This window comes from Xylophilus rhododendri, from assembly GCF_009906855.1.
Lineage (GTDB): Bacteria > Pseudomonadota > Gammaproteobacteria > Burkholderiales > Burkholderiaceae_C > Xylophilus > Xylophilus rhododendri.
This window is the reverse complement of record NZ_CP047650.1, coordinates 3,916,575-3,930,723: the sequence shown is the minus strand read 5'-3', so window position 1 is coordinate 3,930,723 and position 14,149 is coordinate 3,916,575. Positions and strand designations below refer to the sequence as shown.

Sequence of the window (14,149 nt, the reverse complement as noted above, 5' to 3'; positions counted from 1 at the left end):
GATCAGTCCCCGAACATCTTCTGTTTGAGTTCGCGGCGTTGCTGGGCTTCCAGCGACAGCGTGGCGGTGGGCCGGGCCAGCAGGCGGCCGACGCCGATCGGCTCGCCGGTCTCGTCGCAGTAGCCGTAGTCGCCGGCGTCGATGCGCACGATGGACTGCTCGATCTTCTTGAGCAGCTTGCGTTCGCGGTCGCGGGTGCGCAGTTCGAGGGCGTGTTCTTCCTCGATGGTGGCGCGGTCGGCGGGATCGGGCACCACCACGGTGTCTTCGCGCAGGTGCTCGGTGGTTTCACCGGCGTTGGCCAGCATGTCCTGCTTGAGTGCCGAGAGCTTGTGGCGGAAGAAGGCCAGCTGCTTCTCGTTCATGTACTCGCTGTCGGGCATGGAGAGGACTTCGGCGTCGGTCAGGGTATCGGCCGACTTGGTCTTCCAGTTCTGGGCAAGCTTGGGGTCTTTCTTCACGGGGGCGGGAACGGTGGAAGGCATGGTCGTGAATGTGCTGAACGGGGAGACGGAAGGAACCGCCCTGAGGCGATGCCGGCGATGTTACGGGTGGATCACCCCGACGGGAAGCCGGGAGGCCGCCGTCACCTGGTAGGACGGCACCTGCCGCAGCCGTCCGTCGGGTGGCACCGGCGATTTCACCGGCGCGCGATTGTATAGGCCGAAACCGCTGCGAATGCTGACCTCAGACGAGGCATTGCTCCAATCCCTGCTGAAAGATGTCGCGCGGCAGCTCGATGCCGATGAAGACCATCTTGCTGTTGCGTGTCTCTTCCGCGCCCCAGGCCGGGCCCAGGTCGCTGCCCATCAGCTGGTGCACGCCCTGGAAGATCACCTTGCGGTCGGTGCCCTGCATGTTGAGCACGCCCTTGTAACGCAGCATGCGCGGGCCGTAGATGTTGACGATGGCGCCCAGGAAGTCCTCGAGCTTGGCCGGGTCGAAAGGCCGCTCGGACTTGAAGGCGAAGCTCTTCACGTCGTCGTCGTGATGGTGGTGGTGGCCATGGCCTTCGTGGGCATGCGAGGGATGGTCGCAATGCTCGCCGTGGGCGTGGTCATGGTGGTCGTGATCGTGGTCGTCGCCGTCTTCCTTGAGGAAGTCCGGGTCGATGTCGAGTGTGGCGTTCAGATTGAAGCCGCGCAGGTCGAGCACGTTGGAAAGCGGCACGTTGCCGAAATTCACCGCCTGGATGGGAGCGCGCGGGTTCATGTGCTTGAGGCGATGGATCAGCGCCTCGGTCTCCTCGGCGCTGACCAGGTCGGTCTTGCTGACGAAGAGCTGGTCGGCGAAGCCCACCTGGCGGCGCGCTTCCTGGCGGTCGTTCAACTGCTGGGGCGCGTGCTTGGCATCGACCAGGGTCAGGATGGAGTCGAGCAGGTAGCTCTCGGCGATCTCCTCGTCCATGAAGAAGGTCTGGGCCACCGGGCCGGGGTCGGCCAGGCCGGTGGTCTCGATGACCACGCGGTCGAAGTCGAGCAGGCCCTTGCGCTTCTTGGCGGCCAGCAGCTGCAGGGCCTCGCGCAGGTCCTCGCGGATGGTGCAGCAGACGCAGCCGTTGCTCATCTGCACGATCTGCTCGGTGCTCTCGGTGACCAGGATGTCGTTGTCGATGTTCTCCTCGCCGAACTCGTTTTCGATCACGGCGATCTTCATGCCGTGGTTTTCGGACAGCAGGCGCTTGAGCAAGGTGGTCTTGCCCGAGCCGAGGAAGCCGGTGAGGATGGTGGCGGGGATGAGGCTCATGGGGAGGAAATCCTGGGGCGGGTCGAGGGCAACGAAGCAGTTTAGCGAGGCCGTCAAGCCCCTGCGTTCAGGCCCGTCGCATGACCGCCAGGCCCTTGAGGTATTCGCCCTCCGGGAAGGTCAGGGTCATGGGATGGTCGGCGGCGCCGGCCATGCGCTGGACGACGTAGCCGTCGATGCCCGCGTCGTTGCCGGCCGAGGCCACGATCTTGTGGAACAGCTCCGGCGGCACGCCGCCCGAGCAGGAGTAGGTGAACAGCACGCCGCCCGGGGCCAGCAGTTTGAGCGCCAGGCGGTTGATGTCCTTGTAGGCGCGCGCGGCGCGTTCGGCATGGGCCGAGGTGGGCGCGAACTTGGGCGGATCGAGCACGATGGCGTCGAAGACGCGGCCTTCCTGGCCGAAGCGGCGCAGGCTGGCGTTCACGTCGGCGTCCAGGAATTCATGGGCGCCGTCGTCGAAGCCGTTCAGGCGCAGGTTCTCGCGCGCCTGCTGCAGGGCCGGGCCGGAGGAGTCGATGGTGGTCACCTGCCCGTCCGTCACGCCCGCGCCGCGCTGGCCGACCAGGGCCGCGACGGTGAAGCCGCCGGTGTAGCTGTAGCAGTTGAGCACCCGGCACGCCCCCAGGCGCTGCACCGTGTCGGCGAAGGCCTTGCGGCTGTCGCGCTGGTCGAGGTAGTAGCCGGTCTTGTGGCCGGTGGCGATGTCCAGGCCCAGGCGCCAGCCGTGCTCCTGCAGCACCAGCGCCGTGGGGCCCTCGCCGCGCAGCCAGCCGGTGACCTCGGGCAGGCCTTCGAGGCCGCGGGCGCTGGCGTCGGAGCGTTCGTAGAGGCGGGTGAGGCCGGTGGCGGCCAGCAGGGCGTCGGCGAGTGGCTGCTTCCAGCGCTCGGCGCCGGCGCTGCCGAACTGGGCGACCAGCGTGTCGCCGTAGCGGTCCACCACCAGGCCGGGCAGGCCGTCGGATTCGCCGTGCACCAGGCGCAGGCCGTCGCTGGGGATGTCGAGCCGGCCGCGCATGGCGACGGCGGCCTGCACCCGGGCGGCGAAGAAGGCGGCGTCGATGCGGTCGGCCTCCACGAAGCTCCAGCAGCGGGCGCGGATGCGCGAGCTGGGGCTGAAGGCGGCCCAGGCCAGGAAGCGGCCGTCGTGGGCTTCCACCCGCACCGTCTCGCCGCTGTCGGCGCCGCCGCGGGCGATGGCCGATTCGAAGATCCAGGGGTGTTGGCGCAGCAGGGAGCGTTCCTTGCCGTCGCGGAGTTTCAAGGTTTTCATGGGAAGAACGGGCGGTGCGGGCCGCCCGGTGAAGGCATCAGGTCTTGGGTTTGTGGCGGCCGTGCGCACGCGGATGGGCGGCGTCGTAGACCTGCGCCAGATGCTGGAAATCGAGCCGGGTGTAGACCTGGGTGGTGGTGATGTTGGCATGGCCCAGCAGCTCCTGCACCGCACGCAGGTCGCCGCTGGATTGCAGCAGGTGGCTGGCATAGGAGTGGCGCAGCATGTGCGGATGGACCGGCGCGGCCAGCCCGGCCGCCAGGCTGCGGCCGCGCAGGCGCTGCCAGACCGCCTGGGGCGTGAGCCGGGTGCCGCGCCGGCCGGGGAACATCGCCGTCTGCGACAGGCCGTCGGCCGGCAGCGCGCTCAGGCGCACCGGCAGCCACAGCGCGATCGCCTCGGCGGCCTTGCCGGCGATGGGCACGCTGCGCCATTTCTTCCCCTTGCCGCGGACATGGACCATGCCGTCCTGCAGGTCGACCCAGCCGTGGCCGGCGTCCTGGCCGGCTCCGGAGGCCACGGCATCCAGCGCCACCAGCTCGCCCACCCGCAGGCCGCAGCCGTAGAAGAGTTCGACCATGGCGGCGTCGCGCTGGTCGAGCCAGGCATCCTGCTCGGACTCGGGCGCTTCGGCGCTGAAATCGGCCAGCTGGCCCGCGTCGTCCACCCCCAGCGCCTTGGGCAGCGGCTTGGGCGCCTTGGGGGCACGCACCTGGGCCACCGGGTTCTGCGCGATAAGGCCCTCGCGGCCCAGCCAGGCGTAAAAGCCGCGCCAGCCCGAGAGGATCAGCGCGATGCCGCGTGCGCTGCGGCCGGCTGCAAACATCTGCGCGGCGAAGCGGCGGATATGGGCGTGGTGGGCGGATTCGATTTCGACCTTGGCGCCGGCGCAGGCGGCCAGCAGCTTCAACAGGTCGAGCTGGTAGAGGGTGACGGTACGCTCGGCCAGACGTTTTTCGAAACGCACATGGTCGAGGTAACGCAGCACCAGCGGATGGCTGATCGGCTCCTGGCCATCCGCCGCGTCGGCCATCTCAGTCGCGCAGGCGGCCGAGCGCGGCGCTGGCGATGGCCGCCATGCGCTGCAGGAAATCGGTGCCCATGGCGGCGTCGAAGCGGGCGGGCTCGGGCGAGGCCAGCACCAGCAGGCCGAAGCAGTCGCCCTCGGGCGTGCGCAGCGGCATCAGGGCGAGCGATGCGGCCTCGTCCGGCCGGTCGAGCAGGCGCACCGCGTCGAAGCCGCGGTTGGGGCCGCAATAGGGCTCGCCCAGCGACGCGGCGAAAGCGCGCAGTTCCTCACCCGGATCGCGGGCGAAGCTGGCCAGGCGATGGCCCGGCGCCACCTCCCACACCCGTACCGCCGCCTGCGGCAGGGAGAACTGCTCCAGCGCGGCCTCGACGGTGCGGGCCGGCAGTTCGGACGGATCGGCCGTGCCCGCCAGCACCAGCGACCAGCGGTGCAGCCGGTCGGCGATGGCCGTGTTCTCGTGGCTGTTGCGCACCATGGCCATCAGGCGCTGCTCCAGGCCCTTGATCTTCTCGCGCAGCATCTCGGCCTGGCGCTCCTGCAGGCTGACGGCGCGGGCGCCGTGCGGGCTGGTGAGCTGCACGCCGGTCAGCACCTCGGCATGGCGCTCGAAGAACTCGGGCGTGTTGACCAGGTAGCCGGCGATGTCGTCCTCGGTGATGGGCGGCACGGAGGCGTCCGGGATTTCCGGATGGGTGGTGGAGATGGTCATGGGTTCAGAACGGAGGGGATCGAATCGGGCACGTCGATGCGGCCCTCGAAGACGGTGACGGCCGGGCCGGTCATGGAGACGGCGGAATCGCCGCCGGCCCAGGAGATGGTGAGTGTGCCGCCGCGGGTTTGCACATCCACCCGGCTGTCGAGCAGGCCGAGCCGGATGCCGGCCACCACCGCCGCACAGGCGCCGGTGCCGCAGGCCAGCGTCTCGCCGGCGCCGCGTTCATATACCCGCAGGCGGATGTGCGAGCGGTCCAGCACCTGCATGAAACCGGCGTTGACCCGCTGCGGAAAGCGCGGATGGCGTTCGATGCGCGGCCCCATCGCGGCGACCGGGGCGGCATCGACGTCGTCGACCACCCAGACCGCATGCGGATTGCCCATGGAGAGCACCGCCACATGCGCCACCGGATCGCCCGCCTCGCTGCCCAGCGCCAGCGGCCAGAGCTGCCAGCCACCGTCGGCTTGCGCGGAAATGCCGGCCACATCGAAAGGCACCAGGCCGGCGTCGAACACGGGCGCGCCCATGTCCACGGTGACGCGCCCGTCGGCATCGAGCCGGGGCTCGATCACGCCCCCCTTGGTCTGCACCCGGATCGCGTCGCGCCCGGTCAGGCCGTGTTCGACCACGTAGCGCACGAAGCAGCGCGCGCCGTTGCCGCACTGCTCCACCTCGCCGCCGTCGGCGTTGAAGATGACGTATTCGAAGTCGATGCCCGGCGCGGGCGATGGCCGCACCGACAGCACCTGGTCGGCGCCGACGCCGAAATGGCGGTCGGCCAGGAAACGGATCTGTGCGGGCGACAGGCCCAGCAGGCCGCGGGTCTCGTCGAGCACGACGAAGTCGTTGCCGGCGCCCTGCATCTTGGTGAACGGAATCTGCATCCGGCGATTATCGTCCTGCGAACCTGCGCTCAAGGCTTATCGGGGCTTGGCGAAGTCGGCCTCGATCCAGCGCAGGGCGGAGCTCCGGTTGAGCACGAAGCCCGGCGAGACCTTGATGCGCGCCAGCTCCTCGCCCGCCGCGTCCTGGGCGCTGAGGGTGGCGCTGGGGTTGTCCTCGTCGGGCTCGATGTCGAGCATGACGGTGATGCGGCCCTTGTCGGTCTCGACCTCGAACTGGCGGTGCAGGGTGGCGTGCAGGTGCTGCTCGGCGCGGCGGATGACCTCGGAGGCCGTCTTCACCAGCGTGTTGAAGGCGGCGGCGTCGAGCGGCTTGGGGTTCTTCTTGTCGCGGCCCATGGTCCAGGGGCCGACGAGTGCCGGCTCGCTCTTGCCGGCCTGGGTCATGGCGACGGCCCAGCCGTCGTCTTCCTCGTTCTTGACGACCTTGGCGGTCCAGCCGTTGAGCTGCCAGAGGCGGGGTTCGCGGATGTCGGTTGTTTCGCCGTTTGGCTCTTGCTGCATTTCCATGGCGGCTGCGGGTCTTCCAGGCAAAAAGCCGGGAAGCCTAACCGACTACGCGGATCTGGACACTAGCCGTCATCCCGGCTGCTGAACTCAGTCCGCTGGTCCGCCACAGCCGACTCGCGCAAGTCATTGCGCGACCCGTCGCCCTGAAACTTGACCATCGCGACCGTGCCATCGAGATGACGGGTCCATGTGACCCTGTCACCTGGGGTCAGCCCGAGAGATTTTCGGATACCGGCCGGAATCGTGACCCGCCCCTTCGTTGTAACCGTGGCCTTGACCATGGGAAAGTCCTCACTAACGCTCCAGGGTGAGTGTGCCCCAGTCTATTTTCATTCAGTGCGCCCCCACCGACACCTGCACCTGCATCGCCCCGCCCTTCTCGAAGTACAGCGTCATCTCGTAGCTGCGGCCCCATTGCAGCGGCTCCTTCAGGCCCTGCAGCAGCAGGTGCGGCTTGCCTTCGGTGAACTGGGTCTCGCCGCCGGGCTGGATGTCGATGGTCTTCTGCAGGCCGGCCTTGGCGACCGGGCCGCCGGCGCGGAACACGACCTTGTCGGCGATCGGCGTGACCACCTTGACGATGCGGTTGGCCGCAGTCACGTCCTCCAGCGAGAAATACACCGGCGCGCTCTTGACGCCCGGCGCGGTGGCCTCGGCCCAGGGATGCACGAAGACCATGCCCGGCAGGTAGTACTCGTGGGCGTCGGCGACGGGGGCGATGGAAGCGGCGGCACCCAGCAGGGCCAGGGTGCAGAAGAGGCGTCGGGAAGTCATGGAGGAGAAAAAGGGAAATTCAGGAGGAAAAGGAAATCGCGTAGCCCCAGGCGTCGAGCCGCTCGGGGATGGCGTTGAAGGCCAGCGTGACCCGCGGGCCGCCGCGGTTGAGCGGCACCTCGTGCTGCAGGTAGCTGGGAAAGAGCACCAGGTCGCCCGCCTCGGGCTGGGGGCCGATCCACTTGTCGGCATTGAAGGGACCGACCTCGGCGCCGCCATGGGTGTTGGCGAAGACGAAGTCCCGCCCGCCCAGGTTGCGCATGAAGACGGTGTTGGCCGAGGCGTCGCAGTCGCTCAGGTAGAGCACGCCGGAGACGAAGCAGTTGGCATGGTTGTGCACCGCCTGCCGTCCGCCGGTGGACATGGCGTTGAGCCACATCTCCTTGATGCCCCAGCGCAGCTGCTCGCCGAACAGCAGGCGGCCCATCTCGACCACATGCGGGCCGACACGCCGAGCCAGGTCCTGCAGCAGTTCGGGATGGTCGTCGGCGCCCAGGATGCGGGTGTGCTGCAGCTCGCCCGAGAGGTGGTTGGCCAGCGCGGCCTGGTCCATCAGGCCCTCCCGCAGCGCCTGCACCTGCTCGGGCGAAATGGCCTGCGCCACCCGCATCACGGGCGTCGGGAACAGGGAGAAGACTTCCCGCTCGGCCATGTCAGTTGGCGATCGCCACGATGCGGGTCAGCGACCAGAAGGCGGCCACCGCACCGATCACGTACAGCGCCGGCTGGCGCAGCGAGGCGAAGCCGCGCACCCGGCCGAAGAGGCGCACCGCCCCCAGGCCAGTCCGACCACCAGCAGCTGGCCGGCCTCCACGCCGATGTTGAAGCCCAGCAGCGCCACGGTGATGTTGTGCTGCGGCAGGCCGATGTCCTTGAGCGCGCCGGCAAAGCCCAGGCCGTGCACCAGGCCGAAGAGGAAGGCCACCAGCGCGGGCCAGCGGCGGCTGAGCGTCTGGCGGTCGCGCATCGCCTCGGCGCAGACCAGCACGATGGACAGCGCGATGCAGGCCTCCACCGGCGGCGGCCGCAGCGTGAGCCAGCCCAGGGCGCTGGCGGCCAGGGTCAGGCTGTGGGCGGCGGTGAAGGCGGTGATGGTGCCGACCAGGCGGCGGTTCAGGCCCACCAGGAAGAGGAGGCCGATGACGAACATCAGGTGGTCGATGCCGCTCAGGATGTGCTCCACGCCGAGCACGGTGTAGAGCCTGGCCAGCTCGAAGCCGCCGCGCTCGTCGCGCGCGCTGCCGAAAAGCTGCACCGTGGGCTGGGCGCCGCTGACGGTGACGACGCTCTGCTGGCCGTCGCGCCAGAGGATGCGGATGATGGCGGCCGAATAGGCCTCGCCCACGCCGCGCACCCCCAGGGTGCCGGCCAGGCCGCCGGGGCCGCAGGCCACGGTCTGGGCGTCGGCCAGGCAGCCCTCGGGCCAGAGCACGGTCAGTTCCTCGGCGATCGGCTTGACCTTGGCCGGCGCGCCCCAGGACCAGACGAACTGGCCATGGTCCACCTCGCGCATGGTCATCTCGGCCAGGCTCATCTCGTGGGCCTGGCCCGCGAGGGCGGTGCAGCCGAGCAGCAGCGCGGCCATCCAGCGCAGCAGCAGCGCCGTCATGGCTTGCCGCCTTCGGCCGCGGGCGCGATGCGCACGGTGTACTTCTTGCCCATCTCGCGCACGGCGGCGCTGCTCATCTCGGCCATGGTGTCGTCGCGCCAGTCCTGGTAGACGGCGGGCTTGATGTCCTCGAACACGGCGGGTACCGGCGGATGCGCGGCCTCCAGCATCACCACCCGCAGGCCGGCGCTGCTGGGCACGGCGATCCACTGCTGGGGCGTGGCCTGGTCCATGGCCTTGGTGAAGTCCTCGCCGTAGCTCGCCACCAGGTTGGTGCGGGGGCGGTTCTTGAAGCTGCGCAGATCGCTCTGGGTGTCGGACTCGGCGCGTTTGGCCAGCGCGTCGACGAAGGCCTTGGTGGATTCGGGCGTGCTGTCGCCGACGATCACGGCTTCCAGGAAGTCGTAGCGCGCGGGTGCGTCGTAGCGGGCGCGGCGGGCCTCAAACCATTTCTGCAGGCCGGGCTCGTCGATCTTGGGCAGGGTGATGCCGGACTGCATCACGCTGAGCGACTTGAAGATCACCCGCTCGCGGATGGTGGTGTCGCCACGGTCCAGGCCCAGGGCCAGGCCTTCGCGGTAGAGGATCTCGTTGTCGGTCCAGCGGTCGGTCAGCTTCTTCATGTCGTCGGCGCTGGGCTCGCGGCCCATGCCGTTCAGGAAGATGTCGTGGGCTTCCTTCTGCACGTCGGCACCGACGGTGATGGTCTGCGGTTTCTCGCGGCCGGAATCGATGAAATGGTCGGCGGCGAAGATGAGGGCGCCGAGCAGCAGGAAGTGAAGCAGCGGCTCCTTGGCGGCGCGCTGGAAAAAGGCGGGGGCGTTCATGTCTTGAGCCTGGGGGAGATGTATGAAAGGTCGTTGACGGTCGGGCTGGAAAAAAACTAGCGGGCCGGCACGCAGCGCGCATGCGCGGCCTGCAGTTCGGCGAGCAGCGCGGGCGACTGGGTGGCCCGCGCCAGCGCGAGCAGCGGCTCGCAGGCGGGGCGGAACTCAGGGCTCTGCCGCACCAGGGCCATCAGCGTGGGCTGCACCTGCCGCAGCATGGCGGCGGGGTCGGCCACCGGCCGCACGGTGGTGCCGAAGGCGAGGTAGCGGCGGCGGGCGTCCCAGTAGGCCGACAGGCGCTCGGGCCCATCGCCATCGCGGGCGATCTCGCCGTATTGCGGCTGCAGGGCATCGAGCAGGGCCAGCAGGCGCTGGCGCGGCAGCGCTTCCGGCGCATAGGTGGCCCAGGGCGCGCGGTGGTTGACCACCGGCAGGTCGTCGGTATTGACCGGCGCATCGCCCGCGAAACGGCGCAGCGCGGCCGGTCCGGCGATGGCGCTGCCGGCGACGGCGAAGGTGTCCTCCAGCCGAGCCGTGGCCAGGCCACGCGCCAGGCCCGGCAGCGCCTGTGCCTGGGCGAGCCGGCCTTGCAGCGCGGCCAGGTCGATGCGGCCGTCGCCCGGCAGGGCCACGAGGCCGATCACCGGCGTGTCCAGGCTGTTGCTGGCCAGCACCGCGATGGCCTTGGGGAACACCTTCTGGAAGGCGGCGACGATGCTGCGCAGGGTCTGCAGGTCCATCTGGTGGATGGCCAGCCACTGGCAGAACAGGCCGCCGGGCGCCAGGCGTTCGCGCACGGCGCTGAACTGCTCCACGGTGTAGAGCGAGCCGGCTCCGCTGCGGGCGGGATGGAACAGGTCGGCCACTACCACGTCGTAGGCCGGGCCCTGTGCCTGCACGAAGCGGCGGGCGTCGGCCGACACCAGGTGCAGCGGCCGGGCCGGATGCGGCGCCGCGGGCGATTGCGCGAACAGGGCCGTCGCCGCCGCCACCTCGGGCAGCAGTTCGACCGCGTCGACCTGCAGATCGGGCTGCTGCGCCGCCGCGGCCGCCGTGAAGCCGGTGCCCACGCCGAGCAGCAGGGCGCGCCGGGGCGCCGGATGCAGCAGCAGCGGCAGCTGGGCCAGCCGCCATTCGACCAACCCGCTGGCGCTGCTGCCCTCCTGCGCCCGGTTGTTGATGCGCAGGCGCGAGACGCCTTCGCCATCCTCCACCACACTCACCGCGGCCATCACGCCGTCGCGGTAGCTGCGCACCTGGCCGCCTTCGGGCATCTCCACGAAGCGCAGCGGCGGCAGGGCCAGCGCCAGCACACAGGCGACGGCCGCCAGCGCCACCACCTGCGGCCGGCGCCAGCGCGCGGGCAGCTGCAGCAGCAGATAGGCCAGCACCAGCAGGCCCAGCACGAGGTGCGCGCCCAGCGCCGGCAGCAGCCAGACGCCGACCAGGGCCGGCGCCAGCGCCGCGCCCGCGGTGTTCACCGCCAGCGCCCGACCCAGCGGCCAGCCGCGCGACTGCGCCTGCAGGCAGAGGTGGGTGAACAGCGCCCCCATCACCAGGGTAGGCAGCCACATGACGGCGGCGGCGGCCAGCGTCTCGCCGGCCAGGGCGGCGACAGCGCCCTCCCCCAGCCAGCGCGCGGGCCAGGCGCACAGCACATCGACCTCGCGCAACACGAATCCCGACAGCAGCACGGCCAGCGCCAGGGCCTGCAGCAGGCGGTCGCGCGCCAGGTCGGCATCGCCGAGCCGGTGCGCGAAGCGCTGGTAGAGCGCCGCGCCCGCCGCCGTGCCCAGCAGGTACATGGCCAGCAGCAGGGCGTAGCTGTAGACGGTGTTCTCGGTGACCTGGCTGAGCACCCGCACCGCCAGCACCTCGTAGCCGATGCCCAGGGCACCGGTGGCCAGCAGCAGGCCCGCCAGGCGCCACTGCGCATGCGTCTGCGGCACCAGCGCGGCGGACGGCGTGACCGGGCGATCCCGCCACATCAGCCAGCCCACGGCCGCGCACAGCGCATTGGCCGCGGCGCACAGCCAGGCGGTGCGCTGCAGGCCCCAGTGCGGCAGCACCAGGAACACCACGGCCAGCACACCGGCGACTGCACCCAGGGTGTTGGCGGCATAGAGCGCGCCGAGCCGGCTGTGCGCGGCGCGCAACTGGCTCTCCAGCGCGGGAAGCGTCGCGCCCATGGCGGCGCTGGCGGGCAGCAGCAGCACGAAGGGCAGGACGAAGGAAACGGTCCAGTGCCAGCCGGCGGAGGGCTCGGCACCGATCAGGCGGGCGCCCTGCTGCACCAGCGCGGGCATCACGAAGGCGCAGGCCACGCCCCACAGCAGGAGCAGCAGCTCGCAGGCCACGTACCAGCGGCCCGGCCAGCGGCTTCTGGCGATGGTCTCGCCCAGGCCCCAGGCGCCGAGCGCCAGGCCGCCGAAGAAGGCGGCCAGCACGGCCAGCACCGCCACGATCTCATGGCCCAGGCCCGCGCCGAACTGCGCGGTCCAGACCACCTGCCAGCCCAGGCCCGCGGCGCCGGACAGCAGCATGACGCACAAGGCCGGCACGAGGCCGGCTGCTTGTTGTCTGCCCGCCGGCAGGATCGCTCCTGCCGGCGGGTGAAGGACACCGGAGGCTCGCGCCCTCGGTGCGGTCCCAGGCTGCATTTACTTGACGCCTGCGACCTTGACCGCGTTGGTCACTTCGATATAGACCGGGTTGCTGTAGAACCACAGGTCAGCCCAGCCAGCCACGTCGTAGCTGGCGTACTTCACGCCACCCAGGGTGCGCATGTGCGCCGGGCAGGCCGCGTCGCTGCAGGCGATCTTGCCCGGCAGCGTGGTGTCGGCCGGGTTCGAGCCGAAGTCCAGCAGCGGGTTGCCGTTGGCATCGGTCTCGAAAGGCACCGAGGCCGGCAGGTTGCTGCCGCGCAGGCGGAAGTACTGCGAGGCGGTGGCGGCCGGCACGATGTAGCTCATCGAGATGGTGCCGTCGGCTGCCTTGGTCCAGTTCTTCGTGTTGAACACCTTGGCGATCTTGGTCGAGCTGTTGGTGGCGGCGGTCGAGTTCAGCAGGCCGGCGTAGCGGGCGCCGTCGCTGGGGTCGACATAGCCGGTCACCAGGCCGTTGATCACGTCCACATGGTCCAGCACCGGCGCGTTCAGCGGCTGGTCGATGTTGACCTGCTTGAGCGAGGGGTTCGGGAACGAGTAGGGCGAGTTGTTGGTGCCCACCGGGTCACGCAGCACCACGGTCACGACCAGGTCGGTGCCGGGGCGGACCACCAGCTTCTCGCCCATGGTGGCGCAGCCGTTGATGCGCACGTCGCCGTTGGCGGCCACGGCGTTGGAGCCGGCCTTCTGCATCAGGGCGTGGCCGGCATTGCGCGGCAGGCCCGGGTTGGCGGCACAGACGGTGAAGGACAGGCGGTCGATCAGCTGGCCGTTGGCCACGAAGCTGTTGCCGCTGCGCAGGCCGTCGATGATGCCGCCGGCGGTCAGGTCGCCCGCGCCCTTGCGCACCATCACGAAGTCGCGGGTGTATTCGCCGGGGAAGAAGTCGGCCGTGGTCTCGCGCTGGTCGGGACCGAAGCTGCCGCGGTTGTGATAGTCGGAGCTGCCGAAGAACCACCAGCCGCGGCCTTCGCCCAGCAGTGCATCCCAGACGCCGCCGACCTGCGCCGCGTACACGCCGGTGCCGCCGTAGGTGCCGCCGCCGACGGCGCCGGTGCCGTAGCTGCCGCGGCCTGCTTCAGCCTGGTGGCCGGGCATGGATTCGAAGCCGAAGGCGATGCGCGGAGCCGCGTTGTTGAAGTTGCGCAGGTGCTCGATGTTGAAACCGGCGTTGGTCAGCGGGTTGTAGGCACCGGCGCGCTCCAGGTGGGCGGGCACGAAGTAGCTGGTCGACGGCGCCTTCTCGTTCATCCACTTGATGCCTTCGAGGGTCTTCAGGTGGCCCAGGTTGGCGGTGGTGGAGCTGTTGGTGCCGGTGATCTTGCGCGCGGTGGCGTCGATCAGGCTGTTGTTGGCGCTGCCGGTGACCGAGCAGTCCCAGTTGTTGCCGGCGCCGGTGCTGTCGTTGCCGCGGCTGTTGTCGGTGTCGCTGCGGTCGAAGCAGTACTCGTACTGGGCCTGCAGGTTGGCGTTGCCGCCGGTGGCTGCCGAGGGGAAGGGCAGCTGGCCGTTCAGCACGGTGGTGGAGATGTGCTCGTGGCCGGGCGCGTTCTGCTCGACGCCGATCCAGATCGGCTTCTTGCGGCTGCGGCTCTCGGCTTCGGTGATCGGGTACTGGAATTCCGAGATTTCCTGCCAGCGGAACATGGCCTTGGGCGAGGAGGTGCTGTTGCCCTTGATGTCGGCCGCGCCGTTGGGCAGGGTGGCCTGCCAGGTCTGGTTCGGGCCCTTCAGGTCGGTGGCCGGCTGGCCGCCGCTGGGGATGGTGCTGCCCGAGGGGATGCCGAGGGCGGGAGCCACCGGCTGGAAGGGGTCTTCGGCCAGTGTGCAGTTGCGGGTGGAGCTGCCGCCGTGGTCGGCCTGCACGAACCAGTCGAGGTTGAAGGTGCCGGCCGACTTGTCGATCAGCTTCTTCATCGACAGCGTGCCGTCGGAGCAGGTGGTGTGGTTGTGGAAGTCACCGGTCACATAGGTGCCGGCGGCCTTGGTGGCGGCCTTGTCGGCGGCCTGTGCCATCAGCGGGCTGAAAGCCGGCAGCGTGGCGGCGAGCGTGGCCAGGGCCACGGCGGTCTCGCGCATCTTGAAGGAAGTCTTCGTCAT

Annotated in this window: 14 protein-coding genes; all 14 read right to left on the bottom strand. The window is 69.9% G+C overall.

Going from position 1 to position 14,149, the window contains the following annotated elements; all coding sequences use genetic code 11:
• Nucleotides 1-2: 2 nt before the first annotated feature.
• A complete protein-coding gene (gene dksA / locus GT347_RS18185; protein WP_160553547.1) occupies nucleotides 3-485 on the bottom strand; it encodes an RNA polymerase-binding protein DksA in 483 nt (160 codons plus the stop codon).
• Between the two features lie 202 nt (nucleotides 486-687).
• Complete coding sequence (locus GT347_RS18180; protein WP_160553546.1) at nucleotides 688-1,746, bottom strand: CobW family GTP-binding protein; 1,059 nt, start codon at nucleotides 1,744-1,746, stop codon at nucleotides 688-690.
• 67 nt (nucleotides 1,747-1,813) lie between these two features.
• On the bottom strand, nucleotides 1,814-3,016 hold the full coding sequence (locus GT347_RS18175) for a class I SAM-dependent rRNA methyltransferase (protein ID WP_160553545.1): 1,203 nt from the start codon (nucleotides 3,014-3,016) through the stop codon (nucleotides 1,814-1,816).
• 37 nt (nucleotides 3,017-3,053) lie between these two features.
• Nucleotides 3,054-4,049: a tyrosine recombinase XerC gene (locus GT347_RS18170; RefSeq protein ID WP_160553544.1), complete on the bottom strand. Its 996-nt coding sequence runs from the start codon at nucleotides 4,047-4,049 to the stop codon at nucleotides 3,054-3,056.
• A gap of 1 nt (nucleotide 4,050) precedes the next feature.
• Nucleotides 4,051-4,755 (bottom strand): DUF484 family protein, encoded by a 705-nt coding sequence (locus GT347_RS18165; RefSeq protein WP_160553543.1) that lies wholly within the window; start codon nucleotides 4,753-4,755, stop codon nucleotides 4,051-4,053.
• Nucleotides 4,752-5,645, bottom strand: coding sequence for a diaminopimelate epimerase (gene dapF / locus GT347_RS18160; RefSeq protein ID WP_160553542.1), 894 nt, complete (start codon nucleotides 5,643-5,645; stop codon nucleotides 4,752-4,754). Before dapF ends, GT347_RS18165 begins: the two co-directional genes overlap by 4 nt.
• 36 nt (nucleotides 5,646-5,681) lie before the next feature.
• Nucleotides 5,682-6,167 (bottom strand): hypothetical protein, encoded by a 486-nt coding sequence (locus GT347_RS18155; RefSeq protein ID WP_407704166.1) that lies wholly within the window; start codon nucleotides 6,165-6,167, stop codon nucleotides 5,682-5,684.
• Between the two features lie 68 nt (nucleotides 6,168-6,235).
• Nucleotides 6,236-6,454: an AbrB/MazE/SpoVT family DNA-binding domain-containing protein gene (locus tag GT347_RS18150; RefSeq protein WP_160553540.1), complete on the bottom strand. Its 219-nt coding sequence runs from the start codon at nucleotides 6,452-6,454 to the stop codon at nucleotides 6,236-6,238.
• Nucleotides 6,455-6,506: 52 nt separating this feature from the next.
• Nucleotides 6,507-6,947, bottom strand: a complete 441-nt coding sequence (locus GT347_RS18145) for a copper chaperone PCu(A)C (protein ID WP_160553539.1) — start codon at nucleotides 6,945-6,947, stop codon at nucleotides 6,507-6,509.
• A gap of 19 nt (nucleotides 6,948-6,966) precedes the next feature.
• A complete protein-coding gene (locus GT347_RS18140) occupies nucleotides 6,967-7,599 on the bottom strand; it encodes a putative 2OG-Fe(II) oxygenase (RefSeq protein ID WP_160553538.1) in 633 nt (210 codons plus the stop codon).
• A 57-nt stretch (nucleotides 7,600-7,656) separates the two neighbouring features.
• Nucleotides 7,657-8,556, bottom strand: coding sequence for a HupE/UreJ family protein (locus tag GT347_RS18135; RefSeq protein WP_160553537.1), 900 nt, complete (start codon nucleotides 8,554-8,556; stop codon nucleotides 7,657-7,659).
• Nucleotides 8,553-9,383 carry a peptidyl-prolyl cis-trans isomerase gene (locus GT347_RS18130; RefSeq protein WP_160553536.1) on the bottom strand — a complete coding sequence of 277 codons (831 nt, stop codon included), beginning with the start codon at nucleotides 9,381-9,383 and terminating at the stop codon, nucleotides 8,553-8,555. The genes GT347_RS18135 and GT347_RS18130 overlap by 4 nt, the downstream gene beginning before the upstream one ends.
• 56 nt (nucleotides 9,384-9,439) lie before the next feature.
• Nucleotides 9,440-11,944 carry a fused MFS/spermidine synthase gene (locus GT347_RS18125; RefSeq protein ID WP_229722367.1) on the bottom strand — a complete coding sequence of 835 codons (2,505 nt, stop codon included), beginning with the start codon at nucleotides 11,942-11,944 and terminating at the stop codon, nucleotides 9,440-9,442.
• A 99-nt stretch (nucleotides 11,945-12,043) separates the two neighbouring features.
• On the bottom strand, nucleotides 12,044-14,149 hold the full coding sequence (locus tag GT347_RS18120; RefSeq protein WP_160553535.1) for a hypothetical protein: 2,106 nt from the start codon (nucleotides 14,147-14,149) through the stop codon (nucleotides 12,044-12,046).

Coding starts and splice junctions, on each gene's coding strand:
- dksA (WP_160553547.1), bottom strand. CDS start 485: ATGCCTTCCACCGTTCCCGCCCCCGTGAAGAAAGACCCCAAGCTTGCC.
- GT347_RS18180 (WP_160553546.1), bottom strand. CDS start 1,746: ATGAGCCTCATCCCCGCCACCATCCTCACCGGCTTCCTCGGCTCGGGC.
- GT347_RS18175 (WP_160553545.1), bottom strand. CDS start 3,016: ATGAAAACCTTGAAACTCCGCGACGGCAAGGAACGCTCCCTGCTGCGC.
- GT347_RS18170 (WP_160553544.1), bottom strand. CDS start 4,049: ATGGCCGACGCGGCGGATGGCCAGGAGCCGATCAGCCATCCGCTGGTG.
- GT347_RS18165 (WP_160553543.1), bottom strand. CDS start 4,755: ATGACCATCTCCACCACCCATCCGGAAATCCCGGACGCCTCCGTGCCG.
- dapF (WP_160553542.1), bottom strand. CDS start 5,645: ATGCAGATTCCGTTCACCAAGATGCAGGGCGCCGGCAACGACTTCGTC.
- GT347_RS18155 (WP_407704166.1), bottom strand. CDS start 6,167: ATGCAGCAAGAGCCAAACGGCGAAACAACCGACATCCGCGAACCCCGC.
- GT347_RS18150 (WP_160553540.1), bottom strand. CDS start 6,454: ATGGTCAAGGCCACGGTTACAACGAAGGGGCGGGTCACGATTCCGGCC.
- GT347_RS18145 (WP_160553539.1), bottom strand. CDS start 6,947: ATGACTTCCCGACGCCTCTTCTGCACCCTGGCCCTGCTGGGTGCCGCC.
- GT347_RS18140 (WP_160553538.1), bottom strand. CDS start 7,599: ATGGCCGAGCGGGAAGTCTTCTCCCTGTTCCCGACGCCCGTGATGCGG.
- GT347_RS18135 (WP_160553537.1), bottom strand. CDS start 8,556: ATGACGGCGCTGCTGCTGCGCTGGATGGCCGCGCTGCTGCTCGGCTGC.
- GT347_RS18130 (WP_160553536.1), bottom strand. CDS start 9,383: ATGAACGCCCCCGCCTTTTTCCAGCGCGCCGCCAAGGAGCCGCTGCTT.
- GT347_RS18120 (WP_160553535.1), bottom strand. CDS start 14,149: ATGACGAAGACTTCCTTCAAGATGCGCGAGACCGCCGTGGCCCTGGCC.